General features: G+C 72.9%; 16 protein-coding genes. 6 read left to right on the top strand and 10 right to left on the bottom strand.

Annotated elements, in window-relative coordinates; translation table 11 throughout:
• Positions 1-393 precede the first annotated feature (393 nt).
• Entirely contained in the window at positions 394-543 is a 150-nt protein-coding gene (locus tag ACZ5OX_RS14080; protein ID WP_465630123.1) for a hypothetical protein, read from the top strand.
• A gap of 19 nt (positions 544-562) precedes the next feature.
• Here the strand turns inward: ACZ5OX_RS14080 and ACZ5OX_RS14075 are convergent, their stop codons facing one another.
• Both ACZ5OX_RS14075 and ACZ5OX_RS14070 read right to left on the bottom strand, forming a co-directional pair.
• Positions 563-2170: an alpha/beta hydrolase gene (locus ACZ5OX_RS14075; RefSeq protein WP_465630122.1), complete on the bottom strand. Its 1608-nt coding sequence runs from the start codon at positions 2168-2170 to the stop codon at positions 563-565.
• A gap of 250 nt (positions 2171-2420) precedes the next feature.
• Positions 2421-3140, bottom strand: coding sequence for a PI-PLC domain-containing protein (locus ACZ5OX_RS14070; RefSeq protein WP_465630121.1), 720 nt, complete (start codon positions 3138-3140; stop codon positions 2421-2423).
• A 278-nt stretch (positions 3141-3418) separates the two neighbouring features.
• On the opposite strand from ACZ5OX_RS14070, the gene ACZ5OX_RS14065 reads away from it, so the two are divergent.
• Complete coding sequence (locus ACZ5OX_RS14065; RefSeq protein ID WP_465630120.1) at positions 3419-3802, top strand: peptidase inhibitor family I36 protein; 384 nt, start codon at positions 3419-3421, stop codon at positions 3800-3802.
• Between the two features lie 67 nt (positions 3803-3869).
• On the opposite strand, the gene ACZ5OX_RS14060 is transcribed toward ACZ5OX_RS14065, so the two are convergent.
• A complete protein-coding gene (locus tag ACZ5OX_RS14060; RefSeq protein WP_465630119.1) occupies positions 3870-5240 on the bottom strand; it encodes a (5-formylfuran-3-yl)methyl phosphate synthase in 1371 nt (456 codons plus the stop codon).
• 260 nt (positions 5241-5500) lie between these two features.
• Here ACZ5OX_RS14060 and ACZ5OX_RS14055 point away from each other — a divergent pair, with 260 nt between their 5' ends.
• Positions 5501-7849 (top strand): HAD-IIB family hydrolase, encoded by a 2349-nt coding sequence (locus ACZ5OX_RS14055; protein WP_465630118.1) that lies wholly within the window; start codon positions 5501-5503, stop codon positions 7847-7849.
• Positions 7850-8003: 154 nt separating this feature from the next.
• Here the strand turns inward: ACZ5OX_RS14055 and ACZ5OX_RS14050 are convergent, their stop codons facing one another.
• Entirely contained in the window at positions 8004-10064 is a 2061-nt protein-coding gene (locus ACZ5OX_RS14050) for a phosphocholine-specific phospholipase C (protein ID WP_465630117.1), read from the bottom strand.
• 238 nt (positions 10065-10302) lie between these two features.
• The gene (locus ACZ5OX_RS14045; RefSeq protein ID WP_449793244.1) at positions 10303-11508 is read right to left on the bottom strand and encodes an MFS transporter; all 1206 of its coding nucleotides are present in this window, start codon (positions 11506-11508) and stop codon (positions 10303-10305) included.
• 127 nt (positions 11509-11635) lie between these two features.
• Between ACZ5OX_RS14045 and ACZ5OX_RS14040 the strand changes: the two genes are divergently transcribed.
• Positions 11636-12028 carry an ArsR/SmtB family transcription factor gene (locus ACZ5OX_RS14040; protein WP_465630116.1) on the top strand — a complete coding sequence of 131 codons (393 nt, stop codon included), beginning with the start codon at positions 11636-11638 and terminating at the stop codon, positions 12026-12028.
• Between the two features lie 74 nt (positions 12029-12102).
• On the opposite strand, the gene asnB is transcribed toward ACZ5OX_RS14040, so the two are convergent.
• From asnB to ACZ5OX_RS14025, 3 genes are all read right to left on the bottom strand, one after another.
• Positions 12103-13953, bottom strand: a complete 1851-nt coding sequence (gene asnB, locus ACZ5OX_RS14035) for an asparagine synthase (glutamine-hydrolyzing) (RefSeq protein WP_465630115.1) — start codon at positions 13951-13953, stop codon at positions 12103-12105.
• Between the two features lie 90 nt (positions 13954-14043).
• A complete protein-coding gene (locus tag ACZ5OX_RS14030) occupies positions 14044-15099 on the bottom strand; it encodes a Gfo/Idh/MocA family oxidoreductase (RefSeq protein WP_465630114.1) in 1056 nt (351 codons plus the stop codon).
• The gene (locus ACZ5OX_RS14025) at positions 15096-15626 is read right to left on the bottom strand and encodes a GNAT family N-acetyltransferase (protein WP_465630113.1); all 531 of its coding nucleotides are present in this window, start codon (positions 15624-15626) and stop codon (positions 15096-15098) included. Before ACZ5OX_RS14025 ends, ACZ5OX_RS14030 begins: the two co-directional genes overlap by 4 nt.
• Positions 15627-15828: 202 nt before the next feature.
• On the opposite strand from ACZ5OX_RS14025, the gene hemA reads away from it, so the two are divergent.
• Together hemA and ACZ5OX_RS14015 are read left to right on the top strand one after the other, a co-directional pair.
• Positions 15829-17061, top strand: a complete 1233-nt coding sequence (gene hemA, locus ACZ5OX_RS14020; protein ID WP_465630142.1) for a 5-aminolevulinate synthase — start codon at positions 15829-15831, stop codon at positions 17059-17061.
• Between the two features lie 68 nt (positions 17062-17129).
• Positions 17130-18104: a hydroxyacid dehydrogenase gene (locus ACZ5OX_RS14015; RefSeq protein ID WP_465630112.1), complete on the top strand. Its 975-nt coding sequence runs from the start codon at positions 17130-17132 to the stop codon at positions 18102-18104.
• A 62-nt stretch (positions 18105-18166) separates the two neighbouring features.
• Here ACZ5OX_RS14015 and ACZ5OX_RS14010 read toward each other — a convergent pair whose 3' ends face one another.
• Positions 18167-19135, bottom strand: a complete 969-nt coding sequence (locus tag ACZ5OX_RS14010) for a LysR family transcriptional regulator (RefSeq protein ID WP_465630111.1) — start codon at positions 19133-19135, stop codon at positions 18167-18169.
• 10 nt (positions 19136-19145) lie between these two features.
• Complete coding sequence (locus ACZ5OX_RS14005) at positions 19146-20153, bottom strand: ScbA/BarX family gamma-butyrolactone biosynthesis protein (RefSeq protein WP_465630110.1); 1008 nt, start codon at positions 20151-20153, stop codon at positions 19146-19148.
• Positions 20154-20208: the final 55 nt, after the last annotated feature.

Genomic DNA, 20208 nt, shown 5'->3' with positions numbered 1-20208 from the left:
AAGGAACGGACGCTTCCTTCGGACCGCCTTCCAGCGGACCCTCCGGGCTTCGTTCTTTCGTGTTTCCAGCTTATCAGATGTTTTCCGCTCCGTTTTCCGGGGCTTTCCACTTCCGATTTGCCGGTGTCGCCCGGCGCTTGCGCTCCGTTCGACGTTTCAAACCTTAGCCGAGCTCTGCTCGGAAAAGCGAATCGGCCACAATCCGATTAAATGAACACGCCACATTCAGACCAGGCCGTATCTGCCCATGACAGATACGCCCCAGCCCGAGCCGGGAAGTGTTGGTTCAAGGGATTGGCCGCCCCGGGACCGTCCGCGCCGATGCGTGTCCGGTGCTCCCATTCGAGCGACTGGGAGACAGTACTCCTCCTCGGCGCCCGAGACAAACGCCCTGTGCCGAGGGCGCCGTGGAAGCGGAGCGAGCCGGCTTTCGACGGTGTGCCGCACGTCCTGCGGCACACCGTCGAAGGCGCCGGTCACTTCCCCGCGCTCCGGGCGGCGTTCGCCGAGCTGACCGTCCTGCTGGAGGGCGGCGCCCGGTAGCCTGCGCCGGTTCACCGCCTCACGGGCGGGCGGCGATGCAGTCGGTGTCCTGGGCGGGCAGAACGCCGTCCAGGAGGTAGCGGTCGACGGCCGCGTCGACGCAGGCGTCCTGCGGCGCGAACATGCCCGCGTAGACGGTGTGGTGGAAAGCTCCGCGCAGGGTGACGAGGCGGGAGCCGGTCAGGGCCCGGTGGGCGGAGAGCTGGCCGGCGCGGGTCGCGGCCGGGTCGCCGTCGGCGCCCACCAGCAGGACGGGTACGGCGTTGCGCACCCGGGTGGGCGGTTCGGCGGGCTGCGCGGGCCAGAAGGTGCAGGGGGTGAGGTTGCGGGTGAGCGGGCCGAACAGCGGCTCGTCGGCGCGGTGGGCCTGGACGTCGCGGTAGTAGGCGAGCGGGTCGCGCGAGGCGGCGCGGTCCGCGCACATGATCGCGGTCTGCACGGCGGCGGACCCGCCCGTGTCGGGGGCCTCCAGGCCGGTGAGCACGGCCTCCAGCAGCGCGGTCGGCTCGGCGGTCCGGCCTTCGGCGGCGTCGACCAGGACGCGCACCAGGTTGGCAAACTCCGTGTAGGCGGCGGTGTCGTCGCCGGCCGACACCGTCCACAGCACCTGCGGCAGGGTGCGGGCGTCGACCCGGTGGGTGCCGACCGTCAGCGGGGCCCGCTCGGTCTGCCGGCGCACCCGCTCCACCGCGGCCAGCACCCGGGTGGTGCTGGTGCCCAGGTGGTGGCGGTCGTCGTGGCGGGCCGTCCACTCCGCCCACGCGGTGAGCGCGGCGTCCATCGCGGGGCCCTGGGTGGCGGTCAGGTCGGGGCCGAAGCGGTCGGGGTCCAAGGCGGCGTCGAGCACCGCCCGTCCGACCCGCTCGGGGAACAGCTGCAGGTACACCTCGCCGAGGTAACTGCCGTAGGAGGAACCGAGGTAGGCGATGGTCGGCTCGCCGAGGACGGCGCGCACCAGGTCCATGTCCCGGGCGGTTTCGCGGGTGGAGAGGTGCGGCAGGACGTCGCGGTACGGCGCGCAGCGGGCAGCCAGGTCCCCGGCGAGTGCGGCGGACCGCTCGAAGGTCGCGCGGGTGGGGCCGGCCGACCCCGGGCCGCCGGCGGGCCAGCCGCAGTCGAGCGGGGTGCTGGCGCCGACGAAGCGCGGGTCCATGGCGACGATGTCGTAGCGGGCGGCGAGGGCGGGCGCGGCCCGGCTCAAGGCGAGGCCGAGGTGCCGGGCGGGGACGCCAGGGCCGCCCGGGTTGTAGAAGAGGGCACCCAGGCGGTGGGCGGGATCGGTGGCGGGCAGCCGGGAGAGGGCGACGCTCAGGGTCGGGCCGTCCGGTCGGCGGTGGTCGAGCGGGACGGTGACCTCGGTGCAGCGGGCGCCGGCGTCGTCGAGCTCGGCGCCGGCGGTGTCCTGCGGGCCGGTTCGGCACGGGTGCCAGGCCGGCTGTTGACGGCGCAGCGCGGCGAGCGGGTCGACGGCGTCGACACCGTCGCCGGTCGCCCGGGCCTGGCCGGTCACGCCGGCCGCGCCGGCCGCGCCGGAGACACGGCCGCCGTCCGCCACGGCGGACGGCGCGGCGAGGAGGGTCAGGGCCAGCGCCGCCAGGGCGGCGGCCGGCTTGGCGGCGCGGATCACGATGGTTCCCCTCGGGTGTTCGGCAGGCCGTCGGGGCGACGCTAGGCGGCCCGACCGACCGGGCACATCCACCGAAGGTACCGGTCGACGGCGCCGAACTGCGCCTTCCGGTCTACGACTTCAGGATCACACCCCCGGGTGCCGCGTTCGGCCCGGAGGTGTGGGCGAGAAGGCGGAACCCCCGGGTGGGCGCCCGGCCGAGCCACCGCGCCGCCCTCCCGGTTCGCCCCTCTTCGCCCCTCCGGGCTGCCTACCTGAACAGGCGGTCGCCGGCGGTGGCCATGCGGTGGGTCCCGCTGTGGCGGTTCACCCAGTCCCGGACGAGGTTGACGGCGTTGGCGCACTGCCAGCTGTTGTCGTACTCCCGCACGCCCGTGAAGGCGCCGTAGCCCGCGATGATGCCGTCCACCTGCGCGTCGCCCAGCAGCTTGTCGACGTACCACGGGTCGTTGTAGGTGGTCGTCCAGGAGAGGGTGGCCGCGAGCCGTCCGGCGGCCCGGTCGGCTGGTCCCTTCTTCAGTTCCGCGCAGGTGTTGTAGGTGGCCTCGGTGCAGTTGCCGAAGCCCTTGGTGATGTCGCTGTCGCCGTAGTCCATCGCCCGGCGGCCGGCGGGGAATCCGGCGCCGGACTTGGCGAAGGCGCTCTGTACCTGGTCGCGGGTGCCGGTGGTGGTGATGCCCTCCAGCGGGCCGAGCTTGCCCTCCAGGCTCTTCCAGCCGCGGCCGCCGACGTCCGGGGTGCTGCCGCCGTGGTACTCGTAGAAGCCGTAGAGCACCTGGATGCCGGCGGCCGTCAGCCGCTGGGCCTTGTCGCGCAGTCCGGCGACGCTGCAGGTGCGGTTCGGCTCCTGAACGAGGATGCGTACAAGGCCCGCACATCGGTCGGGTACGGCCGGATCCGGTGGGTGGGCATCGATGTGGTCGCGGTCGGGGTGCCCGCGGAGAGCCTTCGCCGTCGAACAGACGGTCACTTCCCCCGCCCCAGGCGCCTCACCCGGACCACCGTCCCGGTGCGCGCCCGCGGAGTCGAATCCCTGCCCGAACCACGACCAGGTGCCCGGGGCTCGTTTCCGTCATTTCTTCGCATACGCAGCTGTCCGCTGCCACGCCGTGAAATCCTGAACTGGCCACCGGGTGAAGGCGCCGACGAAGGCGAAGCACCGGTAGGCCCGTTCCGCCCTTCCCGCGGCCCCGTTCACCCGGAACCGCTCGATCGAACCGCTAGACCGAATCGCCCGAAGGAGACGTCATGCCCGTCGTTCGCAGGTTGCTGCTCACGGCCGCGGTCCTCGCCACCACCGTGGTCGTCGCCCCCGCCTCCTCCGCCCAGCCCGCCACCCTCTCGGCCTCCCACTCCGCCGCCACCAGCCCCCTCGCCCGCCAGCCCAGCTTCCACGCCTTCAGCGACACCGGCTTCTCGGGCGCGGACCGGTGGTTCTCCGGCAACGACGGGGCCTGCACCTACGTCGGCGACAACTGGAACGACCGGATCCGTTCCGCCCGCACCGAGGGCGGCGACCGGGTCGAGCTCTGGGACAACTACGACTGCACCGGGGGGTCGATCACCATCGACGCCACCGGCTACCGCAGCATCGGCGCCTGGGTCAGCGCCTACCGCGCCCACCTCGGCTAGCCACTCCCCCACGACACCGAGACCGCGGCTCGTCGACCGGGACGAGAAGCGACGAGCCGCCCGGTGCTCAGTCGAGTGGGGCGAGCACCCCGTAGGCGTCGGCCGAGTACCCGGCGAGGTCGGGGTGGCGCTTGAGCAGGCCCGCCACGTCGTCGAGCGCCCCGGGCTGCTCCGCCATCCGCTGCGGCACCACCAGCCGGCCGCCCTGCTCGGGCGGGACCAAGCCGCTCACCAGGGTGCGGCGGACGGTCCGCTCGTGCCGGGTGCCGCGGCCGGTGCCGCCGTACGGGTCCCGGGCCAGGGCGCTGACGCCGCCGCGGGCGGAGAGCTGGTCGAGCTCCGGGACGAGCCGCCAGACCTGCTGGGCCTGGTGGCTCTGCAGCGAGCCGGCCAGGTTCGCCTCCATTCCGTGGGCGTGGCAGAGCTCCACGAAGAACCTGATCTCCTCCAGCGAGAGGATGCCGGTCCTGGTCAGCCCGTGCCGGTCGGTGTCGTGGCGGTCGAGGTCGACGAGCTCCGGGGTGCCCGCGGTGGAGACCAGGCCGATCCGGGCGACCTTCAGCAGGATGCTGGTGTCCACCATGATCGCGTCGGCCCCGGCCGCCGCGCTGGCCTCGACCATCGTGCGGATCGCCTCCCGATCGGTGCGACGGCCTGCCGTCAGGCCGTAACTACCGTGAGCGAAAGGCTCGTTGACGGCGACGAAACGGCCGGCCGCGTCCGCCGGCAGGGCGCCGGACGCCCGCAGTTCGGCCAGGTCCGGCCGCCGACTGCCGAACAGCGGCCCGCCGTGCGCGTCGAGCAGCGCGTCCGCGTACTCGGCGAGGTCGAACGCCCCGGGCGTGGACGGCTCGCACGGGTAGTACTCCCGAAGGCCCACCAGGGCGCGCCGCACCTGCGGCAGGGTCTTGCGGGTGTCCCACAGGTCGAGGTCCTGCGCGAACAGCACGGACATCACCCGGGTGTGCGACAGCTGCTCGGTCCGGCGCAGCGTCGACGTGATCTCGCCGAGCACGTCGGCCAGTTCGCCGACCCGCATGCCGTCCAGGCCGACCTTGACGATCCCGCAGGGATGCACGCGGGTACCCATCGCCAGTGCGACGCCGAGGGCCGCCTGCGATGCCTTGCCGATCCGCTCGTAGGCCGATTTGGGCAGGGCGAGTCCGTTCTCCGCACGCCGGAAGAGCAGTTGGTCCTCACCGATGTTGGTGCTCAGCTGGACGGGCAGGTCCCGCCGGGCGGCCAGCACCGCGTCCGCGATGTCCATGATCCGCCGCGGCTTGATCGTCCCGAGAGCGCTGCGCGGATCCTCGCTGTCGATGATCCGCGCGCCCCCGAGGACCGCCTCCCGCGCCTCCTGCGGGTCGAAGACGCTGACCAGCAGCCGTCGATCCGCTCCGACCGCGCCGGGTATGCCGGACATTCCGATGGTCGACACCGCTCCCCCTCCGAGAACTGACCGTTCGTTCGGGGGTCAGTCTCGACCGACGGAAGACCGCTGCCGACCGATCAGCGACCGAGTGCCACTCGAAGGAGTGAAACCGCTTGACAACCGGTCGCCGTGAAACAGTCAACGGCCGGGTGGGCCAGTCGGGTTGACGCCGATCTCCGCCCGTCGAGCGCGGGCCCGCGCTCGGACGGACATCAGTGTGATGTGAACACTTCACCACACGACGTGATCGTGTTAGCGTCCCTCGGATGTCGAGGATTCTGGTCACCGATCTGGACGGCACCTTACTCGGCGGCACCCGGGACGACCGGCGCCGGTTGCGCGACGCCCTGGCCCGCCACCCCGAGGTGACCCTGGTCTTCGCCACCGGGCGCGGACTGGCCTCCGTCCGGGAGGTCCTCCGCGATCCGCTCGTACCGAGACCCCGGTGGATCATCGCCGACGTCGGCGCCACCGTCCTCGACGGCTCGGACTTCACGCCGGTGGACCCGGTGCAGGAACACCTGCGGACCGGCTGGCCGGGCCCGGACCGGGTGCGCGCCGCGCTGCGCCGCTTCCCCGCGCTCGACTACCAGCACGGCGTCGTCCAGGACGGGCGCTGCTCCTACCACCTCGCCCCCGAGCGGCTCACCGGCGAACTCACCGCGGCCGTCGAGGCGCTCGGCTGCACCTGGGTCTACTCGGCGAACCGTTTCTTCGACGTCCTTCCGGCCGGAGCCTCCAAGGGCAACGCCCTACGGGCCCTGGCCGGGAAGCTGGGCTGGAAGCCCGCGGAGGTCCTCGTCGCCGGCGACTCCCTCAACGACCTCTCGCTGTTCCGGGCCGGTACGCACGCGGTGGTCGTCGCCGGAGCCGAACCCGCGCTGCTCGCCGCCCTCGCGGACAACCCGCTGCTGCACCGCCCCGGCCGGGCGGGCGCGGCGGGCATCCACGTGGCACTCCGGGCGCTCGGCTGGCTCTCCCCCGAGCCCGAGCCCGGGACCGAGCCCGAGACCGAGCCCGGGGCCGGGACCAGGACCGGGACCGGGACCCGGACCAGGACCGGGACCGGGACCCGGACCAGGACCGGGGCCGAGCCAGAGCCCCAGGCCGAGCCCCGGACCGAACCCGGGTCCGGCCCCGGTCCCACCCGCTCCGCCGTCGAACGCGGTCCGGGCCTGCACTCCCTCGTGGTGGCCTACCACCGCCCGCCGCTGCACTGGAACGGCGAGAGCTGGCAGCCGCCCAGCAGCCCCAACGGCATCCTGCCCACCCTGACCAGCGCGTTCACCGACGGCCTGCCGGGCGTCTGGGTCACGGCACAGGTCGGCGACCAGCCGCCCGAGGGCCCGCCGGGCAACGCGTACGGCGAACGCCCGCACCCCGCCGGGCTGCCGCTCTCCCCCGTACCCCTCGATACGGACACCTGGACCGGCTACTTCCACCGCGCCTGCAAGGAGACGCTGTGGCCGGTCCTGATGTCCGAGCCCGGCCGGTCGGTCTTCGACGAACGCGCCTGGGCCGACTACCGCGCGGTCAACGAGCGCTTCGCCCGCCACATCGGCGCCCGGGCCGCGCCCGGCGCCACCGTCTGGCTCCACGACTACAACCTCTGGCTGGTGCCCGGCCTGCTGCACCATGCCCGGCCCGACCTCAGGACCGGGATCTTCCACCACACCCCCTTCCCGGCCCCGGAGGTCTTCGCCACCCTCCCGGTCGCCGCCGAACTGCGCGACTCCCTGGTGCGCCTCCACTGGGCGGGCTTCCACACCGAGGACTTCGCCGAGCACTTCCGCCGGACCCTGGCCGGCCTGCCCGATCCGCCGCGCACCGGCGTCCACCCGCTCGGGGTCGACCGGCCGGCCATCGAGAGGCTCGCCGTCGAGCGACACGCCCGCCTCCGCACGCCCCATCCCGACCCGGCGGCCGGCCGGGTGGTGCTCTCGGTCGAGCGTCTCGACTACGCCAAGGCGCCGATCCAGAAGGTGGAGGCCGTCGACCGGCTGCTCACCCGCCGGCCCGGACTGCGCGGCCGGCTCACCTTCCGGCTGGTCTGCCCGCCGCCCGAGCCCGGCATCACCGCCTACGACACCACCCGCCGGCGGCTCCAGCAGCGCGTCGCCGAGGTCAACGCCCGCTGGCGGCAGGGCCCCTGGCAACCGGTCGACCACGTGCCGCGCGCCCTGTCCACCACCGAGGTCGTCGACGCCTACCTGACGGCGGACGTGCTCTGGGTGACCTCGCTCCAGGACGGGATGAACCTCACCGCCAAGGAGTTCATCGCCGCCCGGGCCGCCCTCCCGGACCGCGAGCCCGCACCCGGCGTCCTGGTGCTCTCCCGCCACGCCGGCGCCGCGGCCGAACTCGGCGGGCCCGCCCTGCTCACCGACCCGCACTCCCCCGAGGACCTCGCCACCGTCCTGGCCCGCGCCCTCGACCTCACCCCCGCCGAACGCCGGGCCCGCATGGAGCGGCTCGCCGAACTCCTCGGCCGGGAGCGCCCGGCGGACTGGGCCGCCCGGATCGTCGCCGCCATCCGGAACCACCCCGCCGAGGTCGGGCCGCCGAGGGCCCGGCCCGCCGCCACCCCGCGCCCGCAGACCGCGGGGTGGCCCTGAGCGGGGTGGCCCTGCCCCGAAGCCGCCCCCGGCGCGCCCGTGTCCGGACTCCCCCGCCGGGGAGGTCCCGCTGAACCGCCTCTTCGTCCTCTGAACGCGTACGCCGCCGCCCCGGGCACGTGGGTGTGCCCGGGGCGGCGGCGTGCGGGACGCGTCAGCGGGTGAGGATGCCCGGGTCGGAGAGGCCGGGGGCGCCGGTCTCGACGTGGCCGGCGAGCCGGCGCACGAAGTCGGCGGTCGCGCCGGAGGTGACGGTGACGTCGTACCAGTTGCGGCAGGCGCTCAGGTCGACGGTGCAGGTGACGGTGGCACCCCGGCGGACGGTGAGGGTCTGCGGCGTGCCGCCGTAGGCGTTGGTGAGGGTGAGCACGACGTCGGCGCCGCCCGCGTTGGTGAGGGTCAGGTCGAGGTTGCCGGTGGCCGCGTTGTGGCGGGCGGTGACCTCGGGCCCGGCCGTCTTGCCGGGGTTGCGGAAGCGGCGCAGGAAGCCGTTGGGACCGAACACGGTCAGGTCCGTGACGCCGCCGGAGTACGCGGTGTTCCAGGCGTCCGCGATCGTCTTGCCGGCCTCCGTGGTGTACGTCCACGGACCGTCGGTGCGGTTGGGCGAGGTGACCAGGAACTGGCCGCCCGCCGCCGCGCCCGCGCTGAAGGTGAGCCGGTACTTGCCCGTGCCGGTGTCGGCCGCCCCGTCCACGTAGGGCGCGTACGCCAGCGGGCGGGTGGGCTTCGCCCCCGGCTCCTGCCTCGGCATGGTGCCGGTGGCGGGCGGGGTGGGCACGTAGTCGGGGTGCCGGTTGCGGTCCTGCGGGGCGTAGCCGGCCGTGGAGGGGAGCGCCGCCGGGGTCGCGTTCGACGCGGTGAAGTCGAAGGCGGAGGTCAGGTCGCCGCAGATCGCGCGCCGCCAGGGCGAGATGTTGGGCTCCAGGACGCCGAAGCGGCGTTCCATGAAGCGGATGATCGAGGTGTGGTCGAAGGTCTCCGAGCAGCTGTAGCCGCCGGTGCTCCAGGGCGAGACGACCAGCATCGGCACCCGCTGGCCGAGGCCGTACGGCCCGGCCGAGTAGCCGATGCTGCCGCCGTAGTAGTCGGCGCCGGTCGCCACGGTGGACAGGCCCTGCGAGGCGGAGGAGGGCGGGAACGGCGGCACGACGTGGTCGAAGAAGCCGTCGTTCTCGTCGTAGGTGATGAACAGCGCCGTCTTCGCCCACACGGCGGGGTTGGACGTCAGTGCGTCCAGGACCTGGGAGACGTACCAGGCGCCGTAGTTGGCGGGCCAGTTGGGGTGCTCGGTGAACGCCTCGGGGGCGGCGATCCAGGATATCTGCGGCAGGGTGCCGGCCTGCACGTCGTGCCGCAGTTGGTCGAACAGGCCGTCGCCCGCCTTGGCGTTGGTGCCGGTGCGGGCCTTGTCGTACAGCGGGTCGCCGGGCTTGGCGTTGCGGTAGTTGTTGAAGTAGAGCAACGAGTTGTCGCCGTAGTTGCCGCGGTAGGCGTCGCCGATCCAGCCCCAGGAGCCGCCCGCGTCCAGTCCGTCGCCGATGTCCTGGTAGATCCTCCAGGAGACTCCGGCCTTCTCCAGCCGCTCGGGGTAGGTCGTCCAGGTGTAGCCGGCCTCCTGGTTGCCGAGGACCGGGCCGTTGCCGGTGACGCCGTTGCCGGTGCAGCCCGTCCACATGTAGTAGCGGTTCGGGTCGGTGGAGCCGATGAACGAGCAGTGGTAGGCGTCGCAGATGGTGAACGCGTCGGCGAGCGCGTAGTGGAAGGGGATGTCGTCGCGGGTCAGGTAGGCCATCGTGGTGGCCGTCTTGGCGGGGACCCACTGGTCGTACTTGCCGCTGTTGAAGGCCTTGTGGCCGCCGGCCCAGTCGTGGTTGAGGTCCTGGACGAACTGCATCCCGAGGTCGCTGACCTGGGGGCGGAACGGCAGCACCTCCCGCTTGAGGACGTCCGTCTGGTGCCACACCGACTTGCCGCTCGGCAGGGTGACCGGGCGGGGGTCGCCGAAGCCGCGGACGCCCTTCAGCGCCCCGAAGTAGTGGTCGAAGGAACGGTTCTCCTGCATCAGCACGACGATGTGCTCGACGTCCTGGATGGTGCCGGTGGTCCCCTGCGGGGCGATGGACGCGGCACGCGCGATGCTCTGCGACAGTGACGAGAACGCGACGGTCGCGCCCGCGAGTTGGAGGAATCGGCGGCGGTTCAGCTCTGCCATGGGTGGGTTGACCTCTGCATGTCAGGAACGAGGGTGGAGGACGGCGCCCCCAAGGACAGCGTGTGCGGGGTACCGTCCGGAGGACCGTTCATGACTGCCCGCCGTACAGCAGAAGAACGCATCGAGTTGTACGGACAAGGCCTGAGCGAGGCCTGAGGCGGACACAGGTGGTCCCGTGCGGGTGTGCGGTCGGACAGCTCCGACCGCGCACCCGCACGGGACCACCCGGGCCGGGAGGTCAGCTGCCGGCGTCGGCCGCCACGGGCTCGGCCTGCACCGGCACCCCGGCGGGCCGGCGCTGCGCCGCGCGGACGCCGGTGAGCTGGAGGACCAGTCCGAGCAGGGCGGCTCCGGCGGCGAACAGCGGGAGGACGGCGCCGTCCCAGTCGAGGGAGAAGGCGATCCCGCCGAGGCCGGAGCCCACCGCGCTGCCGAGGTACAGGGCGGACTCGTTCAGCGCGACGGCCACGGGGCCGCCGCGCTCCCCCCGGGCCAGCAGCAGGTCGTTCTGCTGCGGGACCTGGAGCGCCCAGCCCACCGCTCCCCACACCGCGATGGGCAGCAGGGCGAGCAGCGGGGTGACCGTCGCGGCCGGGCGCAGCAGGGCGAGGGAGGCGGTGAGCAGGACGAGGATGCCGACGACCAGCGAGTACGGGCGCCGGACCCGGTCCACCAGCGGGCCGATGAGGAAGCTGCCGATGACGCCGCCGATGCCCCAGGCCCACAGGTAGGGGGTGATGTTGTCGACGCCGCCCATGACGTCGCTCGCCATGACGGGCGCGAAGTAGGTGTAGAGGCCGAGGCTGGCGACGGCGGCGAGGAAGGACACGCCGACGATGGAGGCGACCCGGGGGTCGGTGACCACCTGGGCGCGCTGACGCAGGGTCACCGAGGTGGTGGCGGGCAGGACGGGCAGCCGCAGGGCGAGTCCGGCGAAGGAGACCAGGCCGATGGCGGTGACCAGCCACAGCGTGGTGCGCCAGCCGGAGTGCTGGGCGATGAAGACCCCGAGCGGCACGCCGATCACGGTGCCGGAGCTCATCCCGCCCATGATCACGGCGAGGGCACGGCCGCGGCGCTTCTCGTCGACGAGGGACGCGGCGGCCGAGGCGGCGAGCGCGAGGTAGAGGCCGGCGCCGACACCGGCGAAGGCCCGGGCGACCAGCAGCAGGCCGAGCGAACCGGCGATCGCGCTGCCGGCGTTCGCGAGGGAGAAGACCGCGAGGGAGCCGAGCAGGCCGAGGCGGACCCGCGACGCGGACAGCAGGGTGGCGAAGACGGGCGAGGCGATGGCGTAGGCGAGGGTGAAGGTGGTGACCATCTGTCCGGCGGCCGACACGGAGGCGTGGAAGTCGTCGGCGATGACGGGCAGCAGGCCGGCCGTGACGTAGGCGTCGAGACCGAGCGCGAAGGCTCCGAGTCCGAGGAGGTAGACGAGTTTCACTGGCGCCCCAATGTTTGATAGTCGCGGTACATAGATACATAGTGCGAGGGCGCGGCCCCGTCGCAAGCTCGGCGTCACTTTTCGGCCATCCGGACCAGGCCTTGATCGGATGTGCGATTCTTGGCGGGTGCGCCGCTACTTCCACCCGGACCCCAGGGACATCCGACTACCCGCCGTCCTCTTCGCGTTGAGCGACGCGACCCGGCTGGGCATCGTGCTGACCCTGTCCGACGGCAAGGAGCACACGGCCGGTGAACTCGGCGGTGACATCGCCAAGTCGACGATGACCCACCACCTGAAGATCCTCCGGGAGGCCGGAGTGCTCTGGGTCCGCTCCGAGGGGACGCGCTGCTACAACTCGCTGCGCACGGCCGATCTGGAGCAGCGCTACCCCGGCCTCCTCGGCCACCTGCTCGGCTCCGCCACGCGGGACGGCTACGGGTCCGCCGCCGCCCGCGGCGAGGACCGCCCCGCCCTCCCGGACGCCGGCCGGGCCGGGGCCGCGGCCGGCACCGACTGAACGGCACCGCCCCGGCCCCGGCCCGCCCGCCATCGGGCCCCGGCCCACCCACCGTCAGGCCCCGGCCCGCCCGGTCAGAGGTCCAGCGTCACGTCGTACGCGACCAGCCAGTCGTTGACGCCGAGCGCCAGCTCCAGACCCGAGCGGTCGTACTGCGCGCTGGTGTCGCCGACCGGCGAGTCCAGCAGCCGGCGGGCCGCGTCGCGGTCCAGCAGCGACAGCACCGGCGAATCCGCGTCGCCGAGGAGCGCGGTGAACGCCCGGCGCAGGCCCCGCTCGTACGCCGGGTCCTGGGTGGTGGGGTACGGGCTCTTGACCCGCTGCACGATCGACTCCGGCAGCAGGTCCTTCGTGGCCGCCCGCAGCAGGCTCTTCTCCCGGCCGTCGAAGGACTTCATCCGCCAGGGCACGTTGAACACGTACTCCACGAGCCGGTGGTCGCAGAACGGGACCCGCACCTCCAGGCCGACGGCCATGCTCATCCGGTCCTTGCGGTCCAGCAGGGTCTGCACGAACCGGGTCAGGTTCACGTAGCTCATCTGCCGCATCCGCCGGTCCGTGGCGTCCTCGCCCGGCAGCACCGGGGTCTCCCCCACCGCCTGGGCGTAGCTGTCGCGGAGGAAGTCGGGCATGCCCAGCTTGTGCAGCAGGCCGGGGTCGAACAGCGACTTGCCGTCGAAGTACTTGCCGGTGGCCGACGTCAGCCACGGGAACGTCTGGGCCTGGACCGCCTCCTCGTCGAAGAACCAGCGGTAGCCGCCGAACACCTCGTCCGCCGACTCCCCGGACAGGGCGACGGTCGACTGGGCGCGGACGGACTGGAACAGCCGGTACAGCGACGGCCACATGTCGCCCCAGTAGGCCGGCGGCAGGTCGAGGGCGCGCAGGACCTTCGCCCGCAGCTGCGGGTCGGCGAGCTGGGCGCTGTCGATGAGCACCTCGCTGTGCTCGGCGCCGATGTGGTCGACCAGGTCCCGGACGAACGGCGCGTCGGAGGTTCCGCGCACCGGGTCGGCGACGAAGTTCCCGCCGTGGTCGGCGAAGTCGACCGAGAAGGAGCGCACCGGGCCCTCGCCGCGGGCGACCAGCTTCTGGTGCGCGAGCGCGGTGATGGCCGAGGAGTCAAGGCCGCCGGAGAGCAGCGAGCACAGCGGCACGTCCGCGACGGTCTGGCGGGTGACGATGTCGTCCAGGAGACCGCGGACGGTGGCGATCGTGGTGTCGAGGTCGTCGGTGTGCTCCCGGGCCTCCAGCGCCCAGTACACCCGCTTGGACAGCCCCGCCCGGGTCAGGCGCACGAGCTGACCGGGGCGCACCTCGTACATGCCGGAGAAGACGCCGTGTTCGGGGGTCTTCACCATCTCCAGGATCTCGCGCAGGCCTTCGGCGCTCACCCGGCGGGGCACCTCCGGGTGGGCGAGGATCGCCTTGGGCTCTGAGCCGAAGACGACGCCGTTCGGGGTGGGGAAGTAGTAGAGCGGCTTGACGCCCATGCGGTCGCGGACCAGCAGCAGGGTCTGCTCCCGGACGTCCCACACGGCGAAGGCGTACATGCCGTTGAGCCGGTCCACCAGGCCCTCGCCCCACTCCAGGTAGCCGCGCAGGACCACCTCGGTGTCGCTCCTGGTGCGGAACTTGTGGCCGCGGGCGACCAGTTCCTGGCGCAGCTCCTGGAAGTTGTACACCTCACCGCTGTACGTCAGGCAGGCCAGCGTGCGGCCCGCCTCGTCGGCGACCATGGGCTGGGCGCCGCCGTCGAGGTCGATGATGGACAGCCTGCGGTGGCCGAGCGCCGCGTGCCGGTCGCTCCACATGCCCTCGGCGTCCGGGCCGCGGCAGGCCATCGTCCGGGTGATCGCCTCCAGGATGTCCTGTTCCTGGCGCACGTCGCGGCCGAAGTCCACCCAGCCGGCTATTCCGCACATGTCGGTCTCCTTCTCGTCCTCACGCAGCGGGGACGGGGTCAAGGGCGTTGGAAAACAAGGGAATCGAGGGGGAGGCAGGGAGCGGGGCGGTCAGCCCAGCCGCTCCCAGTCGGCCTCCTGGAGCACCGTCCGGCCGTCCGGGAAGTAGGCGACCGGCTCCGGGCCGCGCGCCGCGCGCTCCATGGAGGTCAGCAGGTCCTGGAGGGCCAGGGCGTCGGCCAGGCCGGGGAAGGGCTGTGCGGGCTGCTCGCCGTGGACGACGAACCGGGCGACGTCGGCGGCCATCCGGCCCAGCTTGACCACCGTCGCGGCGCCCTCGGGCACCGGCTGTTCCCCGGTGTCCAGCTCGGCCAGCACCGTGTCGCCCTCCGAGGTGCGCCGCCAGATGCGCAGCCGGTCGGCGTCCCAGGCCGGTGTGTCGTAGACGGCGGTGGCGTACTCGAGTTCGCCGTCCGGCGTGCGGAAGACGAAGTCGACCTCCCGCTTGCGGGTGATGTTGACGAAGCTGCTGTAGCCGGTGACCACGCCCGGGCCCAGCCGGCCGACCAGCGCCACGCTGTCGAGGACGTCGGCCCCGGAGATGGAGAAGTCCGACCGGGTGCCGACGACCGAGTCCAGCTCCAGGTCCGTGCCGTCGCCGGCGATCCAGCCGACGAGGTCGAGCGGGTGGATGACCTCGCTCGCCACGCCGCTGGTGGGGCGGTGGTCGTTGATGCGGTCCTTGCCCCAGGTGAAGTGGGCCCGGACCAGGCTCAGGCCGGTGCGGCGAACGTGGTCGCGCAACCGCGTCGTCGCTTCCGAATAGCGTTCGACGAGATCCATGCAGAAGCCCGAGGTCTTCGCCATCGCCGCCGCCACGGCCGTCGGGTCGTCGCGGGAGGTGGTGAGCGGCTTCTCCGTCACCACGAAACCCTGGAAGCCGGAAAGCTCCCCGAGTATCCCGGCATGGGCGGCGTCCGGCACGGTGACCACCACGACGTCCGGGCGGAACCGGTCGAGCCCCTGCCGCACGGAGGTGTAGTACGGGATATTCGGATCGCGCTGGTTCCGGCCCACGTGTGCGAATTCCATCGGAATTCCGGTGTTCCGGAACGCGATGCGGAACCGCGTTCCGGCATATCCGAGTCCGACGATGAGGACTTTCATGCCTCGATCACCTCGCAGCTGGTTTCGGCGCCCCGCAGGTCGAGGGCCAGGAGGTCTTCGCCCGTCGGCACGAAACCGAGGCCGCGGTAGAGGGCCGCACCGTCCGGCGTGGTCTGCAGCACCACGCTGTGCACGTCCCGCGAACGCAGCCAGTCCAGGGCGTGTCGCATGACGCGGGTGCCGAGTCCGAGCCGCCGCCGGTCCGGGTCGACCACGACCGACTGCACCCATCCGGTCAGGCCGTTCGGGCAGTGCGCGGTCGGCGCGCGGTCGTCGATCACGGCGACGGCGCAGGCGGCCAGCCGGTGCGCCGGACCGATCACCGTCACCTGCACCCGGCCGGTCGGCCCGGTCAGCCGCCGGACCAGCCAGGAGCGGTACGCCGCGCGCCAGGCGGCGTCCTCCTGCGGGGTGCGGGCGGAGTAGGGGGCGGTGCCGGCACCGAGCAGGTGGCCGCGCAGCCTGACGAGTTCCTCGATGTCCATGGTCGTCGCCGACCGCGGCAGGTCGTGTGACTGAGCGATCATGATTCAGGACTATAGGCAAATCACTGATACAAGAGAAATGTCCCGGACGGTGATCCATGCGGTCGGCGAATAACTCCCCGAGGCGCTCTCCACCTCGATTTATCCGACCCGCTCATGGGCGGCCGGAAACAGAATTTACGAGAACCCGGAGCAGCTGTCTATCTTTCCGGTGTCCGTTCTGAACCGGCGAACCGGAGGAATGATGTTCGACTACGTCGAATTCTTCGCATCCCAACTGGACGACCTGCGTGACCGCGGCGGCTACCGGACGTTCCTCGAGGTCGAGCGCCTGGCCGGCTCGTTCCCCGCCGCGCTGAAGCACGGCCCCGGCACCGGGCGCCGGATCCACGTGTGGTGCAGCAACGACTACCTCGGCATGGGCCAGCACCCGCTCGTCCTGGAGGCCATGAAGCGGGCCGTCGACGAGTCCGGGGCGGGCAGCGGCGGCTCACGCAACATCTCGGGCAACCACCGCTACCACGTGGAGTTGGAGCGCGAACTGGCCGATCTGCACGGCATGGAGTCCGCGCTCGTCCTCCCCACCGGCTACGCCGCCAACGACGCCGCCCTGACCGTCCTGGCGGGCCGGCTGCCGGGCTGCGTCGTGCTGTCCGACGAGCTCAACCACGCCTCGATGATCGCGGGCATCCGGCACAGCGGCGCGGAGAAGCTCATCTTCCGGCACAACGACGTGGAGCACCTCGAGGAACTGCTGGCCGGCACCGATCCCGCCGTCCCCAAGATCGTGGCGCTGGAGAGCGTCTACTCCATGGAGAGCGACGTGGCACCGCTCGCGCGGGTGGCCGAACTCGCGCGCGAATATGGCGCGTTCACCTACCTCGACGAGGTGCACGCGGTCGGCATGTACGGGCCGCGGGGCGCCGGCAAGGCCGCGGAACTCGGCCTCCAGGGCCGGTTCGACGTCGTCCAGGGCACCCTGGCCAAGGCCTTCGGCACGGCCGGCGGCTACATCGCCGGCCCCGCCCCGGTGGTGGACGCCGTCCGCAGCTTCGCCTCCGCGTTCATCTTCACCACCTCCCTGCCCCCGGCCGTCGCGGCCGGCGCGCTGGCGGCCGTACGGCACCTCAAGCGTTCCGAGAAGGAGCGGAGCCAACTGCGTGAGAAGGCCGCGCTGTTGCACACGCTGCTGCGGGAACGCGGCATCCCCGTGGTCTCGGACGCCGCGCACATCGTCCCCGTGCTGGTCGGGGACTCCCGGGCCTGCCGGGAGGTCGCGGACGAGCTGCTGGAACGCCACGGCTTCTACGTCCAGCCGATCAACGCGCCCAGCGTTCCCGCGGGCACCGAGCGGCTGCGGGTCACCCCGACCCCGCAGCACGACGACAGCGGGATCGTCGCCTTCGCCGACGCGCTCGACGACATCTGGCGGCGCGCCGACCTGCCGCGCCGCCTCGCGGCCGAGCCCGTCGCATGACCCCGCCCAGCCGCGCCGACCGGTCCGCACCGAACGGTCGGCCCCACCCGTCCGAGGAGAACACCACCGTGGGGAAACCCGTCGTCGTCGTGGCCGACCCGCTGGCCCCGGAGGCACTCGCCGAACTGGACGGCTACGACGTCCGCAGCTGTGACGGACGCGATCCGCAGGCACTGCACCGCGCGCTGGCCGACGCCGACGCCCTGCTGATCCGCAGCGGCACCCGGGTGGACGCGGCGGCGCTGGCCGCGGCGCCCCGGCTGCGGATCGTGGCACGAGCCGGGGTCGGACTGGACAACGTCGACGTCCAGGCGGCCACCGCGGCCGGCGTCCTGGTCGCCAACGCGCCGCTCTCCAACGTCCTCAGCGTCGCCGAACTCACCGTCGGGCTCATCATCGCCGCCGCCCGCCAGATCGTGTCCGCCGACGCGTCCCTGCGGGCGGGCCGGTGGGAGCGGTCCCGGTTCCAGGGCAGGGAGCTGGCGGGCAGCACGGTCGGGATCGTGGGCCTGGGACACGTCGGCGCCCTGGTGGCCACGCGGCTCGCCGCGTTCGGCATGCGGCTCCTCGCCCACGACCCGTACGTGACCCGCGGACGGGCCCAGGACCTGGGTGTCCGGCTGGTCGAGCTGGACGAGCTGATGGCCGGGAGCGACGTCGTCACCGTGCACGTGCCCAAGACGCCGCAGACCACGGCGCTCATCGGCGAGCCCGAACTGCGGCTGGCCCGCCCCTCCCTCATCCTCGTCAACACCGCCCGCGGCGGCATCGTCGACGAGAACGCGCTGGCCGTCGCGCTGAAGGAGGAACGCATCGCCGGGGCGGCACTCGACGTCTACGCCGTCGAACCGGCCGTCGGCAACGCCCTGCTCTCCTTCCCCTCCGTCGTCGCCACCCCGCACCTGGGGGCCGGCACGCGGGAGGCGCAGGAGCGGGCCGGCCGGGAGGCGGCCCAGGCGGTGTGCTGGGCGCTCGTCGGCGACCCCGTCCCCGGCGCGGTCAACGCCGAGGCCCTGAAGGGGAGGAGCGCGGCCGGCGCGTGACGTCGGCGCGCACCCGCCGGCGGCCGACACCCGCGCTCCGCGGTGTCGGCCGCCGACCCGGCTCAGCGCCCCGCCAGCACCCGGCCGGCCCTGACACCCGGGCCTTGGCCCAGGGCCGCGCGCCCGGAGCGACGGGACAGCAGGACGCGCCGGGTGACCTCGGTGAAACGCTCGGCGAGCGGGTGCGCGCCCTGGGCGGGGCGGATCAGGGACAGCGGGATGCTCGGTGCTCCGCGCAGCGGCACGAACTCCAGGGCCGGGTGGAGGTTGCGCTGCAGGACGAGGTCGGGCATCACGCTGACGCCCCGTCCGGCCGCCACCGACTCCAGGCACTCGTCGAAGTTGTCGCAGTGCACGATCCGCGGGTGCTCGGCGCCCAGCTGCCCGTCCGGGTCCAGGAGGGCCCGGCCGGTCGAGTTGACCACCAGCGGGTGGTCGCCCAGCTCCGTCCAGTCCACCCACGGGCGGCCCGCCAGGGGGTGGCGGTGGGGGACGGCCGCGGCGCACCCCTCGGTGCCGAGCCTGGTGGCCTTCATCCGGTCGGCCGGAGGGTGACCGCGCAGCAGCGCGATGTCCACGACGGCCCGGTCCACGCCCGCCCAGCGGTCGTCCCTGCGGTGCAACTGCACCCGGGCGCCGCTCTCCCGTTCGAACTGGACGATCGCCTCGTGCACCCAGCCGTCCGGAAGCAGCCAGGAGAACCCCAGCCGCAGGACGGGGCTGGACGGCTCCGGATCGAGCGCCTGCTTGAGCTGGGGCAGCAGGTCCTGCAGCCGGTCCCGCAGCCGGGCCCCGGCCGGACTGAGGGCGACCTGACGGGTGGTGCGCAGGAAGAGCGGAACCCCCAACTGCTCCTCCAGGCGCTGCACGGAGCGCGTGAGGGTCGGCTGGTTGCTTCCGAGCTGGGCCGCCGCGGAGGTGAAGCTCAGGGTGTCCGCGACGGCGAGGAACGCCTGAAGATGCTTGAGGTTGAGATCCCAGAGAGGCGTCTCCGGATCCGGCCGGCGTGACCCAGGGGCCGTCGTCGTCATGCCGCGTCGCTCACCGTGCGCCCCGGCCGCTGTCCGCCAGGACGGGAGCGGCGTAGGGGACGAGGTCGGCGGTGAAGCGCCGCCGGCCGTCCTGGACGGCCGTGATCCTCGCCCATCTCACCGCTCCGCTCCCGCTGCCGGCCGGTTGCGCCTCGGGGTCGAGCGGGGTGGTGAGGACCGTGCAGGGGGTGTCGAGTTCGACGTACCGGTGGAAGGTGCAGTCGAGCGTGCTGACCGCGCCGCCGACCACCTGGTGGGCCGCCTCCAGCAGCAGCATGCCGGGCACGTGGTCGACGGGGTGGTCGAAGTAGATCGGGTGGTTCGGGTCGACCCGGAGCTGTCGGCCGCCGTCGACCGGGGAGGCGAGGAGCACGTCCCCCGCCCGGTGGCGGCCGGTACCGGCGCACGGCGCGGACGCGGGGGTGGGTAACGCCTTCGCGACGGCGGCCTCGGTGTCGGCGTACGCACCGCGCAGCCGCTGGTACACGGCCCTGGACTGGACGGTGAACCGCGTGTCGACAGTGGCCACCGGCAGGCCGCCCCAGCTGACGACCGCCCGCAGGGACAGGGCCGTCGGGTACTTGCCGCGGTAGGACAGGTCGAAGCAGCGGACGTCCAGTTCCACGTCCGGGCCGCGGTCGACCCCGGCGTACGCGGCGTCGTCGACGTCGTAGCGGACGCGCTCCCAGATCAGCTGGTACCCCCGCGGCACGTCGTAGGCGGCGTGGCACAGCAGCGGGAAGGTCTGACGGACGGTCTCGCAGAGCAGGAGCGGGTCGAAGTCCGGGGCGACCCGGTAGAACGGGTGCCGCGACGGGCGCCGGGCCCGTATGTGGAAGGCGTCGGGCCCCGTACGGCGCCAGCGGGTGAGATACACCTCGTCAGGGCGCAGCTTGTGCACCTGCCAGGGTTCGACGGGGACGGTGTCGTCGGAGGCGTCAGTGCTGCCGGCGCCCGTGATGCCGGGTTCGCCGGCGTCGCCCGGGCGGCTGCGGTCGAGTTCCTTGCAAACAAGCATGAAAGACCCCCAGTGAAGGCGCCGGGTCGCTGCGACGACCCGTCGGCGATAGGTT

This window comes from Kitasatospora sp. NPDC032121, from assembly GCF_055580145.1.
The sequence above is the reverse complement of the archived record's forward strand: the minus strand, read 5'-3'. Positions and strand labels throughout refer to the sequence as shown.

Excerpts from the sequence above, each read along its gene's own strand:
- ACZ5OX_RS14005 (WP_465630110.1), bottom strand. The coding sequence starts at position 20,153 with ATGCTTGTTTGCAAGGAACTCGACCGCAGCCGCCCGGGCGACGCCGGC.
- ACZ5OX_RS14055 (WP_465630118.1), top strand. The coding sequence starts at position 5,501 with ATGTCGAGGATTCTGGTCACCGATCTGGACGGCACCTTACTCGGCGGC.
- asnB (WP_465630115.1), bottom strand. The coding sequence starts at position 13,953 with ATGTGCGGAATAGCCGGCTGGGTGGACTTCGGCCGCGACGTGCGCCAG.
- ACZ5OX_RS14030 (WP_465630114.1), bottom strand. The coding sequence starts at position 15,099 with ATGAAAGTCCTCATCGTCGGACTCGGATATGCCGGAACGCGGTTCCGC.
- hemA (WP_465630142.1), top strand. The coding sequence starts at position 15,829 with ATGTTCGACTACGTCGAATTCTTCGCATCCCAACTGGACGACCTGCGT.
- ACZ5OX_RS14050 (WP_465630117.1), bottom strand. The coding sequence starts at position 10,064 with ATGGCAGAGCTGAACCGCCGCCGATTCCTCCAACTCGCGGGCGCGACC.
- ACZ5OX_RS14065 (WP_465630120.1), top strand. The coding sequence starts at position 3,419 with ATGCCCGTCGTTCGCAGGTTGCTGCTCACGGCCGCGGTCCTCGCCACC.
- ACZ5OX_RS14010 (WP_465630111.1), bottom strand. The coding sequence starts at position 19,135 with ATGACGACGACGGCCCCTGGGTCACGCCGGCCGGATCCGGAGACGCCT.
- ACZ5OX_RS14025 (WP_465630113.1), bottom strand. The coding sequence starts at position 15,626 with ATGATCGCTCAGTCACACGACCTGCCGCGGTCGGCGACGACCATGGAC.